The 17,718-nt window shown below is 49.6% G+C and carries 14 protein-coding genes and 1 pseudogene; 4 read left to right on the top strand and 11 right to left on the bottom strand.

What is annotated here, in order from left to right; all coding sequences use genetic code 11:
* A pseudogene (locus KV201_RS12700) lies at positions 1 to 181 on the top strand (IS3 family transposase); the annotation flags it as partial.
* Positions 182 to 591: 410 nt separating this feature from the next.
* On the opposite strand, the gene KV201_RS12695 reads toward KV201_RS12700, so the two are convergent.
* The 5 genes from KV201_RS12695 to slyA all read right to left on the bottom strand — a co-directional run bounded on the left by KV201_RS12695 (position 592) and on the right by slyA (position 5,293).
* Positions 592 to 1,659: a c-type cytochrome gene (locus KV201_RS12695; RefSeq protein WP_226059525.1), complete on the bottom strand. Its 1,068-nt coding sequence runs from the start codon at positions 1,657 to 1,659 to the stop codon at positions 592 to 594.
* Between the two features lie 10 nt (positions 1,660 to 1,669).
* Entirely contained in the window at positions 1,670 to 2,296 is a 627-nt protein-coding gene (locus KV201_RS12690; protein WP_006083208.1) for a c-type cytochrome, read from the bottom strand.
* Between the two features lie 227 nt (positions 2,297 to 2,523).
* Positions 2,524 to 3,552 (bottom strand): DUF2955 domain-containing protein, encoded by a 1,029-nt coding sequence (locus tag KV201_RS12685; protein ID WP_226059524.1) that lies wholly within the window; start codon positions 3,550 to 3,552, stop codon positions 2,524 to 2,526.
* Between the two features lie 200 nt (positions 3,553 to 3,752).
* Positions 3,753 to 4,811, bottom strand: a complete 1,059-nt coding sequence (locus KV201_RS12680; protein ID WP_226059523.1) for an HlyD family secretion protein — start codon at positions 4,809 to 4,811, stop codon at positions 3,753 to 3,755.
* Between the two features lie 8 nt (positions 4,812 to 4,819).
* Positions 4,820 to 5,293 carry a transcriptional regulator SlyA gene (gene slyA / locus KV201_RS12675; RefSeq protein WP_226059522.1) on the bottom strand — a complete coding sequence of 158 codons (474 nt, stop codon included), beginning with the start codon at positions 5,291 to 5,293 and terminating at the stop codon, positions 4,820 to 4,822.
* A 221-nt stretch (positions 5,294 to 5,514) separates the two neighbouring features.
* Here slyA and KV201_RS12670 point away from each other — a divergent pair, with 221 nt between their 5' ends.
* Positions 5,515 to 7,416, top strand: a complete 1,902-nt coding sequence (locus KV201_RS12670; protein ID WP_012586700.1) for a methyl-accepting chemotaxis protein — start codon at positions 5,515 to 5,517, stop codon at positions 7,414 to 7,416.
* A 74-nt stretch (positions 7,417 to 7,490) separates the two neighbouring features.
* Here the strand turns inward: KV201_RS12670 and metF are convergent, their stop codons facing one another.
* From metF to metB, 3 genes are all read right to left on the bottom strand, one after another.
* Positions 7,491 to 8,378, bottom strand: coding sequence for a methylenetetrahydrofolate reductase (gene metF, locus KV201_RS12665; protein WP_107402692.1), 888 nt, complete (start codon positions 8,376 to 8,378; stop codon positions 7,491 to 7,493).
* A gap of 217 nt (positions 8,379 to 8,595) precedes the next feature.
* Positions 8,596 to 10,989 (bottom strand): bifunctional aspartate kinase/homoserine dehydrogenase II, encoded by a 2,394-nt coding sequence (locus tag KV201_RS12660; RefSeq protein WP_226059521.1) that lies wholly within the window; start codon positions 10,987 to 10,989, stop codon positions 8,596 to 8,598.
* Between the two features lie 11 nt (positions 10,990 to 11,000).
* Positions 11,001 to 12,164, bottom strand: a complete 1,164-nt coding sequence (gene metB, locus KV201_RS12655; protein ID WP_012088152.1) for a cystathionine gamma-synthase — start codon at positions 12,162 to 12,164, stop codon at positions 11,001 to 11,003.
* Between the two features lie 212 nt (positions 12,165 to 12,376).
* On the opposite strand from metB, the gene metJ reads away from it, so the two are divergent.
* Positions 12,377 to 12,691 (top strand): met regulon transcriptional regulator MetJ, encoded by a 315-nt coding sequence (gene metJ / locus KV201_RS12650; protein ID WP_006083215.1) that lies wholly within the window; start codon positions 12,377 to 12,379, stop codon positions 12,689 to 12,691.
* 81 nt (positions 12,692 to 12,772) lie between these two features.
* Positions 12,773 to 13,516, top strand: coding sequence for a sulfite exporter TauE/SafE family protein (locus KV201_RS12645; protein ID WP_012196613.1), 744 nt, complete (start codon positions 12,773 to 12,775; stop codon positions 13,514 to 13,516).
* Between the two features lie 105 nt (positions 13,517 to 13,621).
* Here KV201_RS12645 and nrfD read toward each other — a convergent pair whose 3' ends face one another.
* From nrfD to phsA, 3 genes are read right to left on the bottom strand one after another with little or no spacing between them, the layout of a single operon-like run.
* On the bottom strand, positions 13,622 to 14,569 hold the full coding sequence (gene nrfD, locus KV201_RS12640) for an NrfD/PsrC family molybdoenzyme membrane anchor subunit (RefSeq protein ID WP_011847900.1): 948 nt from the start codon (positions 14,567 to 14,569) through the stop codon (positions 13,622 to 13,624).
* 2 nt (positions 14,570 to 14,571) lie between these two features.
* On the bottom strand, positions 14,572 to 15,138 hold the full coding sequence (locus KV201_RS12635; protein WP_006087006.1) for a 4Fe-4S dicluster domain-containing protein: 567 nt from the start codon (positions 15,136 to 15,138) through the stop codon (positions 14,572 to 14,574).
* A 12-nt stretch (positions 15,139 to 15,150) separates the two neighbouring features.
* The gene (phsA, locus tag KV201_RS12630) at positions 15,151 to 17,433 is read right to left on the bottom strand and encodes a thiosulfate reductase PhsA (protein ID WP_226059520.1); all 2,283 of its coding nucleotides are present in this window, start codon (positions 17,431 to 17,433) and stop codon (positions 15,151 to 15,153) included.
* Between the last annotated feature and the right edge of the window lie 285 nt (positions 17,434 to 17,718).

The following is a 17,718-nucleotide window of genomic DNA, read 5'->3' as shown; positions in this document are numbered from 1 at the left end:
ATCTGAGTGGATACCCGCCAGTGGTTATGGGAATTTTACAGAAGCAGATAAAGAGATCACAAATTACATCACTGGATATTACAGTGAGACCAGACCCCATCAATATAATGGTGGGTTAACGCCAAATGAGTCAGAACGTTTATATTGGAATGACTCTAAAACCGTGGCCAATTTTACTTGACCACTACAGTTATCTGAGAGAGCACCTTGATTCATATATGGCCCACAAAAGGGGATATTATAACGTACAAAGTTTACTGAGCCACCCATTGCTAAATTCTCTGTGTACTTTAAAGCAACAGATCACACTAATGCAAAGGCGAGTCATGGTGATTTGCGAGGCGACCGTCCGCCCCATGGACGGGGCGGTCGAGCATCCAAGGATGGACTGGCTGCGAGTCGACGAGCGAATGCCGTGACAAGCCGATTCTAGCGGGCTAAACCACTAAGTACTAATACCCTGAAATCACAGAGCACTCAGTACAATTGACCAATAAAAAAGCCAGCAAAGCTAAATGCTTGCTGGCTTTTCTGTCTAACTTATTCACTCGCTTTATAACATCACACGAGCACTGAATCAAAGCGGCTCAACTAAGACTTCTTAGGAAAAATCGGATAGGACTCAGTGCCTAACACTTTGCCATCGACCGTGACACCATAGTAATCGCTGTCATTATGGTATTTTTCCTGCGCCTGCTTCACATCACCTTTGCTACGCGGGTCCTGTGGACGCTCGTGGGAGTTGATATATGCTGCAACGTCCCAAGCCTGTTGGTTAGTTAACTGCATACTCTTACCAAAAGGCATGTTTTCATGGATGAAGAATGCGGCAGTATTGACCCTGTGCATTCCGGCCCCCCAGTTGTAACTCTTAGGCCCCCACAGCGGCGGCAGCGCATACACGCCAGCAATCGCTTGACCTTGGCCATCAACACTGTGGCAAGTTTGGCAATGGGCGACATAGACCTCTTTACCCCGTTCAGGTGAATAGGCTTGTTCGGGTTTTGGGATCTCAGGATAACCACGACCCGGCAAGTTGGCACGCTGCTCAACTGTCATCGCCTTGGCTAATATCTCTGGTAGCGGGAAGTCTTCCCGTTTGGCACCTTTAACTAACTCGGCATCACTCAGCTCAGGGACTGGGCCGCTAATATTAGCTTCGTCCATCAAGCCACCCATGCCTAACCAATAGGCATAGGCAGAAAGCGCCACTAACTCAGGGCTCGCCGATGCAGGGGCTTTACCATTCATCGAATAGTTAAAGCAGCCCTGAATGCGCTCTTCAAAGCTACTGACCTTATTATCTTTTTTGCGATACGCTGGATAAGCAAAATACGCGCCCCAAAGGGGTGAAGCATTGGCTTTTCGGCCCGCATCCATATGGCAGTTGGTGCAGTTAAGTTCGTTACCCACATACTTATCACGCAGCTGTTGGGTATTCACAAATAGCTGATAACCCAAACGCACTTTGTCACCAAAGGCGCCTTCAGGAATGGCACTCAAAGGTCTAGGAGTAAGATAGGTTTGATCCGGTATCTTAGGGAAAGAAGGCAGCGGGGCTTGTTTATCTGGGCGCTCTTGCACCGGATCCGATTCGGCTTGCGCCTGCACGGTTAACGACCCCATAGCGGCCAGTAATAACATTGCGGAATATTTCATGGCTGGCTCCTTATTTCAAATTAGCAAAGTAGTTTGCTAAGGCATCAACCTCAGCGGCGGTAAGCTTGTTAGCTACGTTCGCCATCATGCCATCGACATCACCTTTGCGCGTTCCCGACTGCCATGCCAGTAATTGAGTTTTAATATAACTCGCTTGCTGACCGGCTAAACGGGGAAATAAGCCGCCACCTAACCCCGAAGGACCATGGCAGGTCACGCAGGCTGGTAAACCACGTGACCAATCACCTTGGTAGGCTAAACGGGCGGTATCGTCATTGAAAACCACCTGTTCGCCGCGGATAACGGGCTTGACCTCATTGGCAGGCTTTGCAGAAAAGTAGTTTGCCACTTGCTCAATCCCATCACCTTGTAACGTCATTGCCATCGGCATCATGGTTGCGTTTTGGCGCACACCCGCTTGGAAATGCTGTAATTGGGTCGAGATATATTGTTTAGATAATCCCGCTAATCGAGGGCCGAGCGGTTCAACGCCCTGACCTTCTACCCCATGACAAGACACACATAACTGTGCCGGTTGGGGGATAATTTCCATCAATTGTTTGCCAGAAGGCGCAACGGAGGCGGCCGCATAGCCGCTGCATAGCGTTAAGCCTATGACGAATGTTTTAATCTTCATGTTCTATCCTTGAAGAGAGTTAAGCTCTAAAGCATAGGTGGTTATTGTTATTTATGTTGCTGCTCACACACTGAACCCATTTTTGAATCAGCCGCTCATTTTTAAAACAGTCAATAAATGAGCCTTAGCGTTCATTAAAGCTCATTTATTGTTCAATCCAAATGGGATAAATTTACCTTACTCTTTGAAAGGGTATGCTGCAAGTCTTCAAGCCCGAGTAGCCAGAATCAATAACCAAATCGCGTCGATTCAAAACGATTCAATAACTTATGTATCAAATAACACAGGAGTAGCGTGCCGACGATGGCGGTGAGAATGCTGCTCACTCGATATAAGGCGCTGAAGATTAAATCGTTGCCTGGGGTCAGATACTGGCCAAACAGAATACCTAAGGTCGTCATGGCGCCAAAACCCACGCCTGAGCCACTTGCCTCTCGCACATGGGCTTGGCTAAAGATCATCAGTCCAATCCACAGCAAGGGGACGATTAATATCAATAGTCCTGACCAGTCATAGAGTACCAACTGCACAACGACCCCAAACGACACGCCCAGCAAAGTACCTATAGCGCGCTTACGGGCATAGTCGAGTGCGCCATTCCAATGCATAGGAAACAGGAGCAACAAGGTGGTCGCCTGAGCCGACATCGAATCCCGCAGATCAAATATTTGGAATACCAGAAACGATGCGGTCGCTATGGTCGCGCCGAGTAATGCTTCGTGGCGCATTCGATGTGGCGCCTTAGGTCCAGGCTTGTAAGCCGCCCTGGGTTCCACATCGGGCCAGAGTGCCGTCATAGCATAGGCAATAACGACCGACAATGCCGTCGCCCAAAAGTTACTGAAAACTAAGTCGTTTAAATCAACGCCGGGATAGCTAGCAAAGTGCAGCATGATGCTGAGGCTGAGCACTCCATTGGCGCCAAAGAGGAACAAACTGCCACGGGACATGGCCGCAAAACGGTATAGAAATAACAGGAAGACGATGGGCGTCATCAGGCCGGGATGGCTGCCGAAGAAACCACCAAGCAGTCCAACCTCTAACCCCGCCATGGCAGATGAGGCCAATAACTGGCGCATGGCGTGGCCATTCATCACTGGCACGAGTCCGAGTAATAGCATGGGGGTCACAGTGAAGAAGACTCCATTGCTCCAACCAAACATTTTACACAGGGTAAAACCTATGGTCGCGCCAGTCGCAATCCGTAAACACTGGCGTAAATCGTTGGCCATCAATGGGCTATGGCGTAGTAACATGCTCGTCGCCTTGTTCTATCGATACGTAAAATGGGGATGTTTAGCTGGCTTATGCTGCATTCACACTTATGTTGCTTTGAAGCGTTCACTCAAGCGACTCACGGCAAACACACACCAACCGCGAGTCACTCGCCCGTCAACAGCAATAAGTGCGTGTAGATAGGCGAGTCAATACGCTAATAAATAAGCTAGTAAATAGGCTAATAAATATAGTGCAGCAGGCTAATGATTTTAATCTGCACCTTAGCCAGTAGACTAAACAGACTATTCTCAGGCAGCAGTTGTACGGTCGCGCGCGCACCGGCTGGCAAGCTGTTCATCGCCATCCCATCTAACTCCAAATGCAGCCTCAATCTTTGGGCATCACGCACCCAACGATCAGATTCCTGCGGCGCCGCTAAACGGCCATTGGCATCGAATTGCCCCGCACTCACGCCCGCATCGACACTGCTCACCGTCGCCCGATATAAACGACCGGGTTCACCATCGAACGCAATCAAAGCGGTCGATGAAGCATTGACGCCACGCAAACTCTTTTCACGAAAATCAGCAATAATATCAATCTTATCCGATACCACGGCTAACAGAGGTTGCCCCACAGTCGCAAAACTCCCGACTTCTAACTGCAGGTTAGTCACAATCCCGTCCTGATCGGCATGGATTTGGGTGTAAGACAAATTGAGCTCAGCTTGGGCAAGATGATTTTGTGCCTGACGCACCTTAAGATTCTCTTCGCCATAACTGCCACGGCTCACCTTAAGTTTTTCTAAACGCGCATTGGCGGCGAGCAAATTGGCTTCCGCGGCGGCGGCATCACTATCGGCCTGATCCCTTTGCTGCTGCGATACACCATGGGTGGCATACAGAGCATCGAGGCGCTTAGCTTCGCTGCGTTTCTGTTGTGAGGTGGTTTTGTTGGCATTGACGTCGGCCTTCGCGGCAAGCAGCGAGGCATCTAACTCGGCATTGTCTTGGCGGGCTTGCTCTAAGGCCAATTTAGCTTGCGATACCGCTAACTCATAGGGCGCGGGATCGACTTGAAACAACAAATCGCCCTTGGCAACCGCTTGGTTGTTCGTCACGGCTATGGTCTGAATTTTGCCGCTGATCTGCGGCGTAACCTTAGTCACCACACGCGTCGCCATGGCTTGCGGCGTTAATGGCATCATAGTATCGGCAAGCATAAAATAGCCAAAAACCATCACAAAGCCGAACATGGCAAATTTTACTAAACGGGCAAACTGTTGATCCGGTGTCATCTTCTTTCTCACAAAATGGTTGCTGTTGCCTTGGCCAATTTGGCGCTGGCGTTGTCACTAATCAGGCTAATAATGCGTTCAAATTCGCTGAGCTCGCTGGCACTGATCCCAGCTAATAACTCACGGCGCACCTGAATTATCCGCGCTTCCATTTGCTTTAATACATCCAATCCCGCAGGCGTTAGCGTCACAATCCTTGCGCGCTTATCTTTGTCGCAGCAATGACGCTCGACTAAACCTTGCTCTTCTAATTGCCCTAAGGTGCGCATTAACGAAGCCAATTCAATTTCTAAGGCATCGGCCAACACTTTCTGGCTCACGCCGTCGCCTAAACGCAGTAATTTCCACAATGCCGTCCAGCGGGGATGAGTTAATCCCAAAGGTGCCAGCTCGACATCGGCCACGGTACGCCACAATCGATGCAGACGGCCTAAATGCTCCGCCAGTGATAACTCTTTCAATCGCTCTAATTCTTTTTGCATCTTGCTCACCCACTTAGTTAGCGTGCTAAGCATTATACTTAGTTAGCAGGCTAAGTAAATGTGCTCCTATAAAAAATTTTCTGTGTCCTATGGCGCAAAAATGTCGCATAGGGAAACAAATAATCCAAAAGGCTGGCGCCATCTCAAATATAGTCAGCCGTATCTCTATAATATTAAAAAGATAAATCAGACTGATGAAGTGAACTGGGAGGTTGGCTTTGGTGAATTTAAAAATTAGTACGAGGATTGTGGTTGGGATATGTCTATTACTGTTGGCCATGATGAGCTTTATCATGCTGCTAGTCCTGTCGGAATTCAGCAGTCAGGTGAAAGAATCTGAGCAAAGAGAACTGCATAAACTGTACGAAACTGCGGTAGCCAACATAGCCTCATCCGGTAAACTCGCACAGGCCATGGCAACGATAGTTTCACTGACGCCAGAGATCCAAAGTAACTTCGCCGAACGGGATCGCCCTGCACTCAAAGACCGTACTCTGCCCCTGTTTGCCAAGCTTAAGCAAGATTTCGACGTACAACAATTTCAGTTTCATACGCCACCAGCAACCTCTTTTTTACGATTACATCGCCCCGAAAAATTCGGTGATGATCTCACTGCAATTCGTAAAACGATTGTGGAAACCAACACCACAAAACAGCCCTTAAACGGTTTGGAATATGGTGTTGAAGGTTTAGGGATTCGCGGTTTAGTGCCCATGGGTTATCAAGGCCAACACACAGGCTCTGTGGAATTTGGTATGTCCTTTGGACAACCTTTCTTCGACAGTTTTAAAGATGCTTATCAAGCTGAAATCGCATTATTGTTGCCCAATGGCGCGGATTTTAAAGCATTTGGCGCCACGTTCACGCCCGATATTCAGGCCATAAGTGAACTCAATAGCGTGATGCAAGGCAACGAAGTGATTCGCACTATTAGCTTAGAGGGCAAAACCTTCGCTTTGTATCGCCACGCCATAAAAGATTACTCGGGACAAGTCTTTGGGGTACTGGATATTGCGATGGACAGAAGCCATTCAGAGCAAGTCATGGCGGATATTCGCCTCAAGTTGATCCTCATCGGTTTCGCTGCAATGTTAATCGGCACTGCCATTGCTTGGTTTATTGCTAAGGGCATTACCCGCCCAATAGCAGAAACAACCCAAGCCATGAATGACATCGCCGAAGGCGAAGGCGATTTAACCCGTCGAATTACCATAACGAGTAAGGATGAAATCGCCGAGTTAGCGCAGGCATTTAACCGTTTTGTGGAGAAAATCCACCACACTGTGACTCAAGTGTCTGATGCCACGAGTTTACTCGCAACCTCAGCGGAAGAGATGTCGGGCATTACCCACGAAACTCAATCGATGGCCAATCGTCAGAATCTTGAAACCGAACAGGTCGCCACCGCAATGAATGAAATGGCCGCCACTGTTCAAGAGGTTGCCCACAATGCGACCGATGCCGCGGATGCTGCCAATCACGCCAATGAGTCAACCGAACAAGGCAAACTCGTAGTGCAAAAAGTCGTCGCGACGATTGCTGTATTAGCGGAAGAAATCGCCGCAGCCGCCAATGCCATTAATGAACTCGAACGTAATACTGCCGAAATTGATTCTGTATTAGTTGTGATCCGCAATATTACCGAACAGACCAACTTGCTGGCGCTTAATGCTGCAATTGAGGCCGCCAGAGCCGGAGAGCAAGGACGAGGATTCGCCGTGGTAGCCGATGAAGTTCGCACCCTTGCGACTCGCACTCAAGCTTCAACCACAGAAATTCAAAAAATGATTGAAGCGCTACAGCTTAAAGCCAAATCTACCGTTTCGGCGATGGAAACCAGTTCACGCACTACTCAAAGCTGTGTTGCCCAAGTTAATCAAGCGGGTGAAGAACTCGTGGCCATCACCCAAGCGGTTTCGACCATTAGCCAGATGAACATCCAGATCGCCAGCGCGGCAAATGAGCAATGTGCTGTTTCCGCAGAAATTAACAAAAATATCAATAACATCAACGATATTGCTACGACGACAACCAATAGTGCGGTGCACACTGCGCGGGCTGGCGACGAACTTGCACAGCTTGCGGCTCGCCTGCAAGTGCTACTGGCACAGTTTAGGATCTAACACCTACACCCATTACCACAAAGCAAAACGCCGCATTATCTGCGGCGTTTTTATTAGTTTATGTTGTTGATGTTTTACTTAGGGCGCACACCTAACGTATGGCAAATGGCGTAGGTCAGTTCGGCGCGGTTTAAGGTGTAGAAGTGGAAATCCTTCACGCCTTCACGGGACAGGACTTTTACCATGTCGATTGCCACGTTTGCGCCCACCAATTGGCGTGTACCGGCATCGTTTTCTAAACCATCGAATTGCTTGTGTAGCCAGCCCGGTAACGACACATTGGTCATGCCCGCGAAACGTTTTAGCTGGGTAAAGTTGGTCACAGGTAAGATGCCTGGCACGATTTCAACATCGATACCGGCGGCGACGCAGCGGTCACGAAAGCGCAGGTAAGATTCCACATCGAAGAAAAACTGGGTAATGGCACGGCTAGCGCCCGCATCAATCTTACGCTTGAGGTTGATCAAATCCGCCTGTGCATTACTCGCATCGGGATGCACTTCTGGATAGGCCGCAACGGAAATATCAAAGTCGGCCACAGAGCGCAGTAAACGCACTAAATCCACCGCAAAACGAGTGGGCTTGGGGCTGCCCGTAGGTAAATCGCCCCGCAGTGCCACTATGTCACGAATGCCCGATTTCCAGTAATGCTTAGCCAGTTCTAACAGCTCTTCATCGCTGGCATCCACTAAGGTTAAGTGCGGCGCGGCAACAAGGTCCGTTTCCTGTTGAATACGCTCAATCACGCCGTGGGTGCGGTCGCGCACACCTGAGTTAGCGCCATAGGTCACAGACACAAACTTAGGATTAAGCGGCTCTAAACGACGAATAGAGTTCCACAAGATCTGTTCCATTTCGGGGGTCGATGGCGGAAAAAACTCAAAAGAAACATTAATATCGCCATTAAGCTCAGACAAGCTCTGGTTCAGCGATTGTGAATGTTGTGCGTGATGAAAAGCCATGTGTAATTCCTCAACCGCCCTTGGCGCTACTCTTTGCTATTATGAATTAGTTCAAATGGACGTTTGGACATCTATATGTCCATATACTAGAGAAACTGAGATGTAAGTCAAGCCAAAAAATGTCCATAAACCGCATTTAATCTCGGTTAATTCGATAGATTTATTCTAGCCAATAAAAAAGGACTCGAATGAGTCCTTTAAGCTGCTGAATTTCAGTCTACTCTTGCAAGAGATCGCGACAGATCTGCGTTAGATCCGACTGCACCGCTGCCGCTGTCACTTCGCGTCCGGCGCCCGGTCCACGGATGATAAGCGGATTGCCTTGATAGAAAACGCTGCGGATCACAAACACGTTATCGCCAGGGGTCAAATTAGCGTAGGGATGATGGGCATCAATCCACTGCAAACCGACTTCAGCTTTAAGCTCTGAGCCGCTGTTATCTAAGGATGCCACGTATCTGAGCACCTTATTTTGCTCGGCCGCCGCACCGTATTGTTGCAGCAGATCGGCATCTAACTCGGCAATGCGGGCGAGAAATTGATCTAAGGGAATATCCGCCAAATCGGCTGGCACTAATGAGCGTAATTCAATATCTTCAAGCTCGATTTCAAGGCCAATTTCACGGGCCAAAATGAGCAATTTACGCTGCATATCACGACCGGACAGATCGTCGCGGGGATCGGGTTCAGTGATGCCTAAGCCTCTGGCTTCAATCACTAATTCAGAGAAAGGCTTGCTGGTATCGTATTTCTCAAACAACCAACACAAGGTGCCAGAGAAAATCCCGCCCACGGCTTCAACGCTATCACCGCTGTTACGCAGATCATTTAACGCATGTTGGATAGGCAAACCTGCGCCACAGCTGGCGTTATAGCGCCAAAATAAACGACGATTACCCAGTTGCTGCTTTAACTCACGGTAGAAAGGCAGTGGACCCGAGCCTGCGAGTTTATTCGCGCTCACCACATGGATGCCACGCTCGAACAGCTCTGGATATTGCAGCGTCAAACTGGCGCTGGCACTGATATCTAAGGCCACCAGCTCATCGCAGTTAACTTGCTCTAATTGCTCGAACAAGTGCTCGTACTGCCAAGGCGTAGCCTCGGTATTAAACTCAGTCTGCCACGCGGCAAGATTAATACCTGTGGATTTAATCAAGGCTTTACTCGAACTGACTAAACCGACTAACTCAACGCTAGCTTCGAGTTCATGGTCCAGTGATGGCGACACAGACTTAAACAAATCGACCCATGCCTCACCTATATTGCCCACGCCGAGCAGCAAGACACCAATGCGTTTACGCGGCCCAGCGCAGCGGCGATGAACCTTTTGCGTCAACAGATTCACCTGCGACTGAGGCACCAGCGTCACTAAGCTTAAGTCACCACTAAACAAAGGTTTAGCATCACGACTTAATAAACGGGCGAAGCTACGGCGATAATGTTCAGCATCGGCACTCACTAACGCCACTAAGCCGAGATCTGTGTTGATCTGTTGTTCGCTGATCCCTAATGCTTGTGCATGAGTATCGAGTAATCTTTGCACTTGTTTTTGATTTTCAGCGGTATAGGCAAGCTCAACCCTTTGATGGGCAGACGTCCAATGGGCCAATGGCGTTAAACCCGCGGCGATCAACGAATCTAATAAGCTCGTTAATTCACCCGTGAGCTTAAAGCCGAACAAGACGACAGCATTGAGGTTCGTCACCACAGGCGCGCTCGCAGACGAACTGTGGGGCGCAATCAAGGTAAAGTCGGTGTGTGATGCATAACTTGAGCGCACCGCTAAACTCACTTCGGTATTGAACAAAGGCTGCAAAGTGCGCGAATGCAATACTGGCGAGCCTAAACGCGCTAGGCGGTCGGCTTCGGCAAGTGACATGCTTTTCAGTAATTTAGCATCGTTGATCTTATTAGGATCAGCGTTGAACACCCCTTCCACATCGGTCCAAATGGTCACGCGCTCAATATCGGCAAGGCTGGCAATCAAGCTAGCGCTAAAATCGGAACCATTACGACCAAGTAATAAAGTATCGCCGCGCTCGTTAGCGCAGATAAATCCAGTGATCACCAGTCGTTCATTTGGGTGGGCGGCCAACAGCGCTTGTACTTTTGCGCGGGATTCCTGCACCCGAATTTGCGGCACGGCGGCTTCATCGGCCACTAAAATTGAACAGGCATCCACATGGCTTGCGGCCACGCCTGATTCGCGCAGCAGCGCCGCCATTAAACGTGCCGACCAACGCTCGCCAAAGCTCACCACATGGTTAACTTGGTATTCGTTACGTTCGTCGAGGGACAATAGACTGATGAGCTGCGCCTGATCTGTCGCCAAACGCTCGCGCAGATCGCGGGCTTGTTCGTTCGACAATAACTGCTCTACCAACCCCTGTTGGTAGCTGGTCAGCACTTGTAATTCTTCTTGCCACAACTGACCCGCATCACGCAGCGCTAATAATTTATACAGGAAATTCGTACTCTTACCCGCCGCAGAGACCACCACAAGGTCATCGCTATGACCGTGGGTTAACAGGATATGGGCGACTCGGCGATAACAATCGGCATCCGCTAAACTGGAGCCACCAAATTTATGTAAGTGACAACGTGCCATCTATTATTCCTCTACTGACAAGCCGCAACGGCGGCTAATCCTGCTTGAATATCTGCAACTAAATCGGCGGCATCTTCAATACCCACCGATAGACGCAATAGGGTGTCCTTAATGCCTGCCTCAAAACGCGCCTGCGGCTCCATGGCTCTGTGGGTCATAGTTGCGGGCACGGCCACCAAACTTTCAACGCCACCTAAACTTTCCGCCACACTAAATAAGCTGAGTGCACCTAAAAAGGCCACCACTTCGGCCTCGCCGCCCTTGAGCTCAAAACTCAGCATAGCGCCAAAGCCCTTTTGTTGCTTGGCGGCAATGGCATGACCTGGGTGATCCGCAAGACCAGGGTAATAAACTTTGCTCACCACAGAGCTTTGCGTTAACACCTCAACAATGCGCTGGGCATTGGCTTGATGTTCACGAATTCGCACCGCTAAGGTACGTAGGCCGCGCAGGGTTAAGTAACTATCAAATGCCGATCCCGTTAAGCCTAACGTGTTCGACCACCAATGTAAGCTTTCGCCAATTTGTGCATCTTTGGCAACCACAGCGCCGCCAACCACATCGCTGTGACCATTGATGTATTTAGTGGTGGAGTGGATAACGATATCCGCGCCTAACAATAGGGGTTGTTGCAATATCGGCGATAAAAAAGTGTTATCGACCACCACCAGCGCGCCGACCTCATGGCTTGCCTTAGCAATAGCCTCGATATCCACCACACGCAATAGCGGGTTAGACGGGGTTTCGAGCCACACCATCTTAGGATTTTGCGCGATCGCTGCGGTTAACGCTTGGCTGTCGGTTTGATCAACCACAATCAGCTTAAACTGGCCTTTCTTCGCCAAATTAGTAAATAAACGGTAAGAACCGCCGTAACAATCGTGGGGCACCACCAATAGATCATCGGGGCCGAGCAAAGTGGTCACTAGGGTGATGGCCGCCATGCCAGTGCAGGTCACTATGCCAGTGGCGCCCTTTTCTAATTGCGCTAATGCTTCGCCTAAAATACAGCGTGTTGGGTTGCCTGAACGACTGTAATCGAATTCGCGAGGATTTTTATGACCATCGAAGGCGTAATTAGTCGACAAATAAATCGGTGGCACAACTGCGCCATATTGAGTATCGCTTTCGATACCCTGACGCACTGCCAGTGTGGCTAATTGACGCTCTGCCATGGGTGGACTCCTAAATTCGGTAGACTGATAGAGATGTCTGGACGTCTAAATGTACCTAAGCCCAAGGCCATCGTCAATAGGCGTGAAGACGTTTAGACGTCTGAACATAAAGAAATCTGTTTGCAATCACAAAGAAATAGTAGCAATAATTTGACTGTTCTTTGTAAGGGTTTAAAATCTGCCCCGAATTTAGCGTTATAACAGGTGAGTCAATGACTGAATGGAATGGGGAATACATCAGCCCCTATGCTGAACATGGCAAGAAGAATGAACAAGTAAAAAAAATTACTGTGTCTATTCCGCTCAAAGTGCTTAAGGTCCTTACGGACGAACGAACTCGTCGTCAGGTCAATAATTTGCGTCACGCCACCAACAGCGAGCTGTTGTGTGAGGCATTTTTGCACGCCTACACTGGCCAGCCATTGCCTAACGATGAAGATCTGTCAAAAGATAGCCCAGACAGCATTCCCGCCGAAGCCAAGTTGCTGATGGACGAGATGGGGATCGAGTGGGAAGACATGGAATAGCGACTTGTCGCTGGCAAAGTTACATCACAGTGCTCATCAATAGGGATCGTTAACGATCCCTTTTTGTTTATATGGAATCCTATGTTTTCTATGATAGATCCACAGACTCTCGCCTTGGCCTCACTGATTGTATTTCTTGGCGCCTTAACCCAGAGCCTGATTGGGTTTGGCCTAGCGGTTGTCGCCAGTCCTTTGCTGTATATCGTCGATCCGCAGCTCGTACCGGGTCCCGTTATTGCCATGGGATTTACCATCTCGCTACTGACCTTATTCCGGGAACGTGGTCATTTAGAATTCAATGGCTTGCAATATGCGCTTATAGGTCGCGTGCCCGGTGGTTTTATCGGCGCGAGTCTGTTGCTGTTTGCGCCTCAGCCCATACTCGGGTTATCCATCGCCGCCATTGTGGCTGTCGCGGTTATACTCAGCCTGTATAAATTCAGCCTGCCAGTGAATAAGAAAACCCTCTTTGGGGCGGGCGTCGTCTCGGGGATTTTCGGTAATATTGCCGCTATTGGTGGCCCGCCGATGGCGATTCTATTGTCAGGCAAAGACGCTTCGCAGTTTCGTGCCGCCCTGTCGGCCTTCTTCATTTTTAGCTCCACCATAGCTATGGTCATTTTGGCGATCACTGGCTTATTAGAATTGAAGCACCTGTGGCTGTCGTTAATGTTGCTGCCTTCAGTGCTTTTAGGGTATTTAGTCGCGGGGCGATTAGTGGGCAGTGTCGATAAAGATAAAACTAAAATGGCGACCTTAGTCCTATGCAGTATCAGCGCCTTAGTGCTAACGGTGAAATCGGTTATCGAGTTATTGCCCCAATAAGCGTCCTGCTTGTATTGGCAAATCATCTGAAGATTCAAACAATAAAAAAGCACTGACATTGTCAGTGCTTTTCTTTATCTATCAATATCTAAAGCCAGCTTACACTCAGCTTAAATAGCTTTGCCCTGCGTACACAATAAAGTGTCTTAGAGCGAGTACGCCGGTTAAGCTCGCGCAGGCAACCATGATCATTGCGCCCTTAGTATGGCGAGTCGCGGCTGGTAGCAACATGAACAGCAATGGAATACCAAAACCTATACCGACGACGCCTATCCAGAACACGCTTGCCCATAGCCCAGAGGTTAACGACGCTAAGGCCGCAGCCGCCGCGCCGCCCTTGAAGTACAAGGCGCAGAACAACATGAACAGGAACAAGATTTCAATCGCCATCACAGGCAACTCTAAACCGTGCATCTTGACTAAAGTTTTATCGTGGCTGTCAGTCTTAAACAGCAAGAGTGCCAGTACCGCGTTTGCCGCAGCGCCCGCCGATAAACCCGACACTAAAAACAGCGCAGGCAGTACCGCAGTGTTGAGCATAGGGTAAGCATTCATCGCCGAAATTAAGAAGCCAGTGTAAGCCCCTACGCCAATGGCGAGGACAAACAACAATACTTCAATCAGCTTTCGAAATGGCATAAGTAACTTAGCGATAGGCGCTAGGAAACCCAAACCCCATTTTGGTAAGTCATCCCGCAGCACAATAATGGCGTACGCAAAGGCTAAGGGAGAATACGCCAGCAGCGCCAGCACCCCAATGGCCATCACAGACTGGAAGTTATAGTGAATTAAGATCAGCCAGAAGTGGAAGGGTTTGGTTAAATCAAACACTAAGCAGGCTAAACCTAAGCTAATGGCCACAGGCCCAATAATGGCAGCCGCCTTAAGAATGCTGCTTTCGGCTCCCGCGCTGAGCTCCTTATTCGCCCAGCGTAAACCAATGCCAATCAATAAACTGCCCGCGGATAACCCCGCCATAAACAGGTAAACGGCGATGACCCAGTGCCAAGTGACAGGATCATATTGCGCCATGTCGCCCCAAGTATTGTTCATAATCAAATCCCCCCTCTTTTGGTAGGAACGCGATATACCCTAGGTTTAGTGCCTAAATGGGTTTTATCTTGGTATGTGATTTTAGTGTTGAGCATGATGGCCACGTCACTCTGCGGGTCATTAGCATCGCCAAACACTAAGGCATCGGTTGGACACACAGTCACACACGCTGGCTCTTCGCCCCGCGCCAAACGACTGTCTTTACAGAAGTTACACTTATCCGCCGCCTTCGTTTCTGGGTTCATAAAGCGCACTTTATAAGGGCACGCTGCCACACAGTACATACAGCCGACACACTTCTCGGTATGGATAGAGATAATGCCGTCTTCACCCACATAGGCCGCGCCCGTTGGGCACACCTTAACGCAGGGCGCATCTTCACATTGCTGGCAAGATACCCTGTGGTATTTGAAGTGCAGATTGGGCATCTCACCAAAGGGGCCTTCCACACGCACTTGCAGACGAGTAACGCCTTCGGGTACGCCATTTTCACTGCGACACGCCACGTTACAAGCTTGGCAGCCGATGCACTTATTCTCGTCGTGCACCATTACATATCGTTTATTCATTTAAGCCTCCGATTAGCGCTTTGCCAGCGTGACGCCCGTGGTGTGCACTGTCATGCCACACACAGGAGCCGTCACGTGCGGCAGTAAGTTACCGCAGTGGATACCTTTGCCCGTTGCTCTGACCAACTCTTTGTTTTTAGAACCAAAGCCCATGTAAGCAAACACAGTATCTTGGCGAATGCCCGGCGTGACTAAGGCATGGCCTTCTTCTGTGCCAACACTGCTGGTGAGGCGGATTGGGTCGCCATTGCTGATCCCTAACTTGCCCGCTGTGACGGGGTGAACCCACACAGCGTTATCCGACATCAGGTTAGCGAGCATAGGCACATTGTGGGTGGCGCCATTGGTGTGCACCGCCACTTTGCCTTGGATAAAGTACAGCTCATCTGCTTTTTTAAGATTCACTTCGCGGAACTTGATCACCCCACGGCCCGGTGCCATGGCTTCGACTTTGGCGGAGGTGAGTTCAATCTTGCCACTCGGGGTTTTAAAGGTGAGTGCACTGGCGAAAGTGCCGTCTTCATCGGCAGGTCGTGCATTGGGGTATGCCTTAATAAACTCGGCAACCATCTTAGGCTCGCACAACATAATTGGCTTACCGAAGCTCACAAAACCTTCGTCTTTGATCCGGCGCAGCAGGTCAGTGTCGCGGTTCACCTGCAGCATTTGCAGGGTTTCCATGTTTTCCCATGGATAGAACTCGCCAAGGCCCATAGCCACACCCACATCCTTAAAGATCTGCCAAGAAGGCTTAGTATCACCTAAGGTTTCAACCACACGTTGGCGCACATAATAGGCGGGATTTTTACCGGATTTGTCGGCAATTTCTTCATCACGTTCAAGATAAGTTGACTCAGGTAAAATCACATCCGCATAGGCGGCGGTTTCGCTGATATACACATCACACACGGCGATAAAGTCGAGCTTTTTCATGGCTTCAACTACGCGTGCTCTGTCTGTCATGGTTTGCATTGGGTTAGTGCGTGACATCACCCAGCCGTGTAACTGGTAAGGCACAGCGCTTAAGGTAGCATCGAGAATGGTTTGGTAGACGCCGCCCGATGTCCACATCATGGCGTACTGTTCTTCCACTTGATCGATTCGTTTCGCTGCTGGTTTTGGCATGTCTTTCACGCCAGGTTTTGCCAATACGGGCGCAACCGCTTCACCGGCAAGCTTGTTGTAATCACTGGGTTTCTGGCCGATATAAATCCCGCCCTTACGCTCAATATTACCAATCAAGACGTTGGCGGCGTACAGGGCGCGGCGCATCTCAAACTCTTCGGTGGTAAAGGTGGCTCTGTGACCAAAATCGACCACGGCATGGGGCGCTTTAGCGGCATATTCGTGGGCGATGCGGCGAATGTCTTTGGCAGGTACATCGGAAATGGTTTCGGCCCATTCAGGGGTATAAGCTTTCACTTCGGCGGCAAAGGCTTCGAAGCCTTCCACATAGCGCGCGACGAATGCCTTGTCGTAAAGATTATCTTCAATCAATACATGGCATAACGCTAAGGCGACGGCCACGTCGGTTCCGGGGCGAATGGCGTACCATTCATCGGCTTTATCGGCCACGACAGAGAATCTTGGCTCGAACACCACCAGCTTGGCACCTTTGTCCATTTGCGCCGCCATCATGCCGCGGGTTTCGGACATATTGATGCCTTCGTACAGGTTATGGCCGAAGTTAATGATGTATTTTGAATTGCCTAAATCACGTTTAACCTTAGTGCCAAAAATAGCCTTAGCGGCAATTTCATAACCACCAGGGCAAGTCGACGCGTGGGTAAAGGTATTTGGACTACCAAAGGCGGTCGCGAGGTGAAACAAATGCTTTTCTTGTGAGCCCGATTTTGACGAGAATGCCACTGCCTCTGGGCCATGTTCTTTTTTGATTTTATTTAGGTTTTCGGCGATGAGTTGATAAGCCTCATCCCAACTGATCTCGGCCCATTTGCCTTCGCCGCGCTCGCCAACACGCTTTAACGGTTTAACGATACGCTGTGGATCGTACAGTAAGCTATGGCCAGCACCGCCTCGGGCACACACTTTACCGCCAAAGGACTTAGCGGCCTTGTTGCCACTAATGAAGACGTTTTTGCCCTCAATCACCCGCGCCGAAATCGGGCAACGGGTTGAACACATCTCGCAAATACTGGCAATGTCTTTGCCCATGCCCTTTAGCTGCTTATTCTCTAATGCCGCTAAGCTGCCCGGCAGCAGACTGGCTAACGCACACGTGGCGCTGCTCGCTCCCGCTCCCTTTAAAAAGGTTCGCCTATTAAGCTCAATCATGGTTACCTCCATCACGCTCATCCCACCCGTCAGTCGCCATTTGTGGCGCCATCGAGCAGAGGTTTGCTCACTGATTTGATTACTTTTTTAGTTATAAAAGCATTAAAACAGCACCGCCATATCTTCTGATATACCAGCATCCGCTGAATACACTGCTCATCCACAAAGATTGTTATCCCGAAAGAGGTAGGCGGATATTGTGGTAAACCACATGGGGAAGCTCGGTGTGATCTATCGCAACTAAAACCTAAGACTGACGTTGAAATACGTGAATAAGATCAACAG

Origin of the sequence: Shewanella sp. SR1 (genome assembly GCF_020447145.1) — a bacterium.
GTDB classification, from domain to species: Bacteria; Pseudomonadota; Gammaproteobacteria; order Enterobacterales; family Shewanellaceae; genus Shewanella; species Shewanella baltica.
This window is presented reverse-complemented; position numbering and strand designations above follow the sequence as displayed.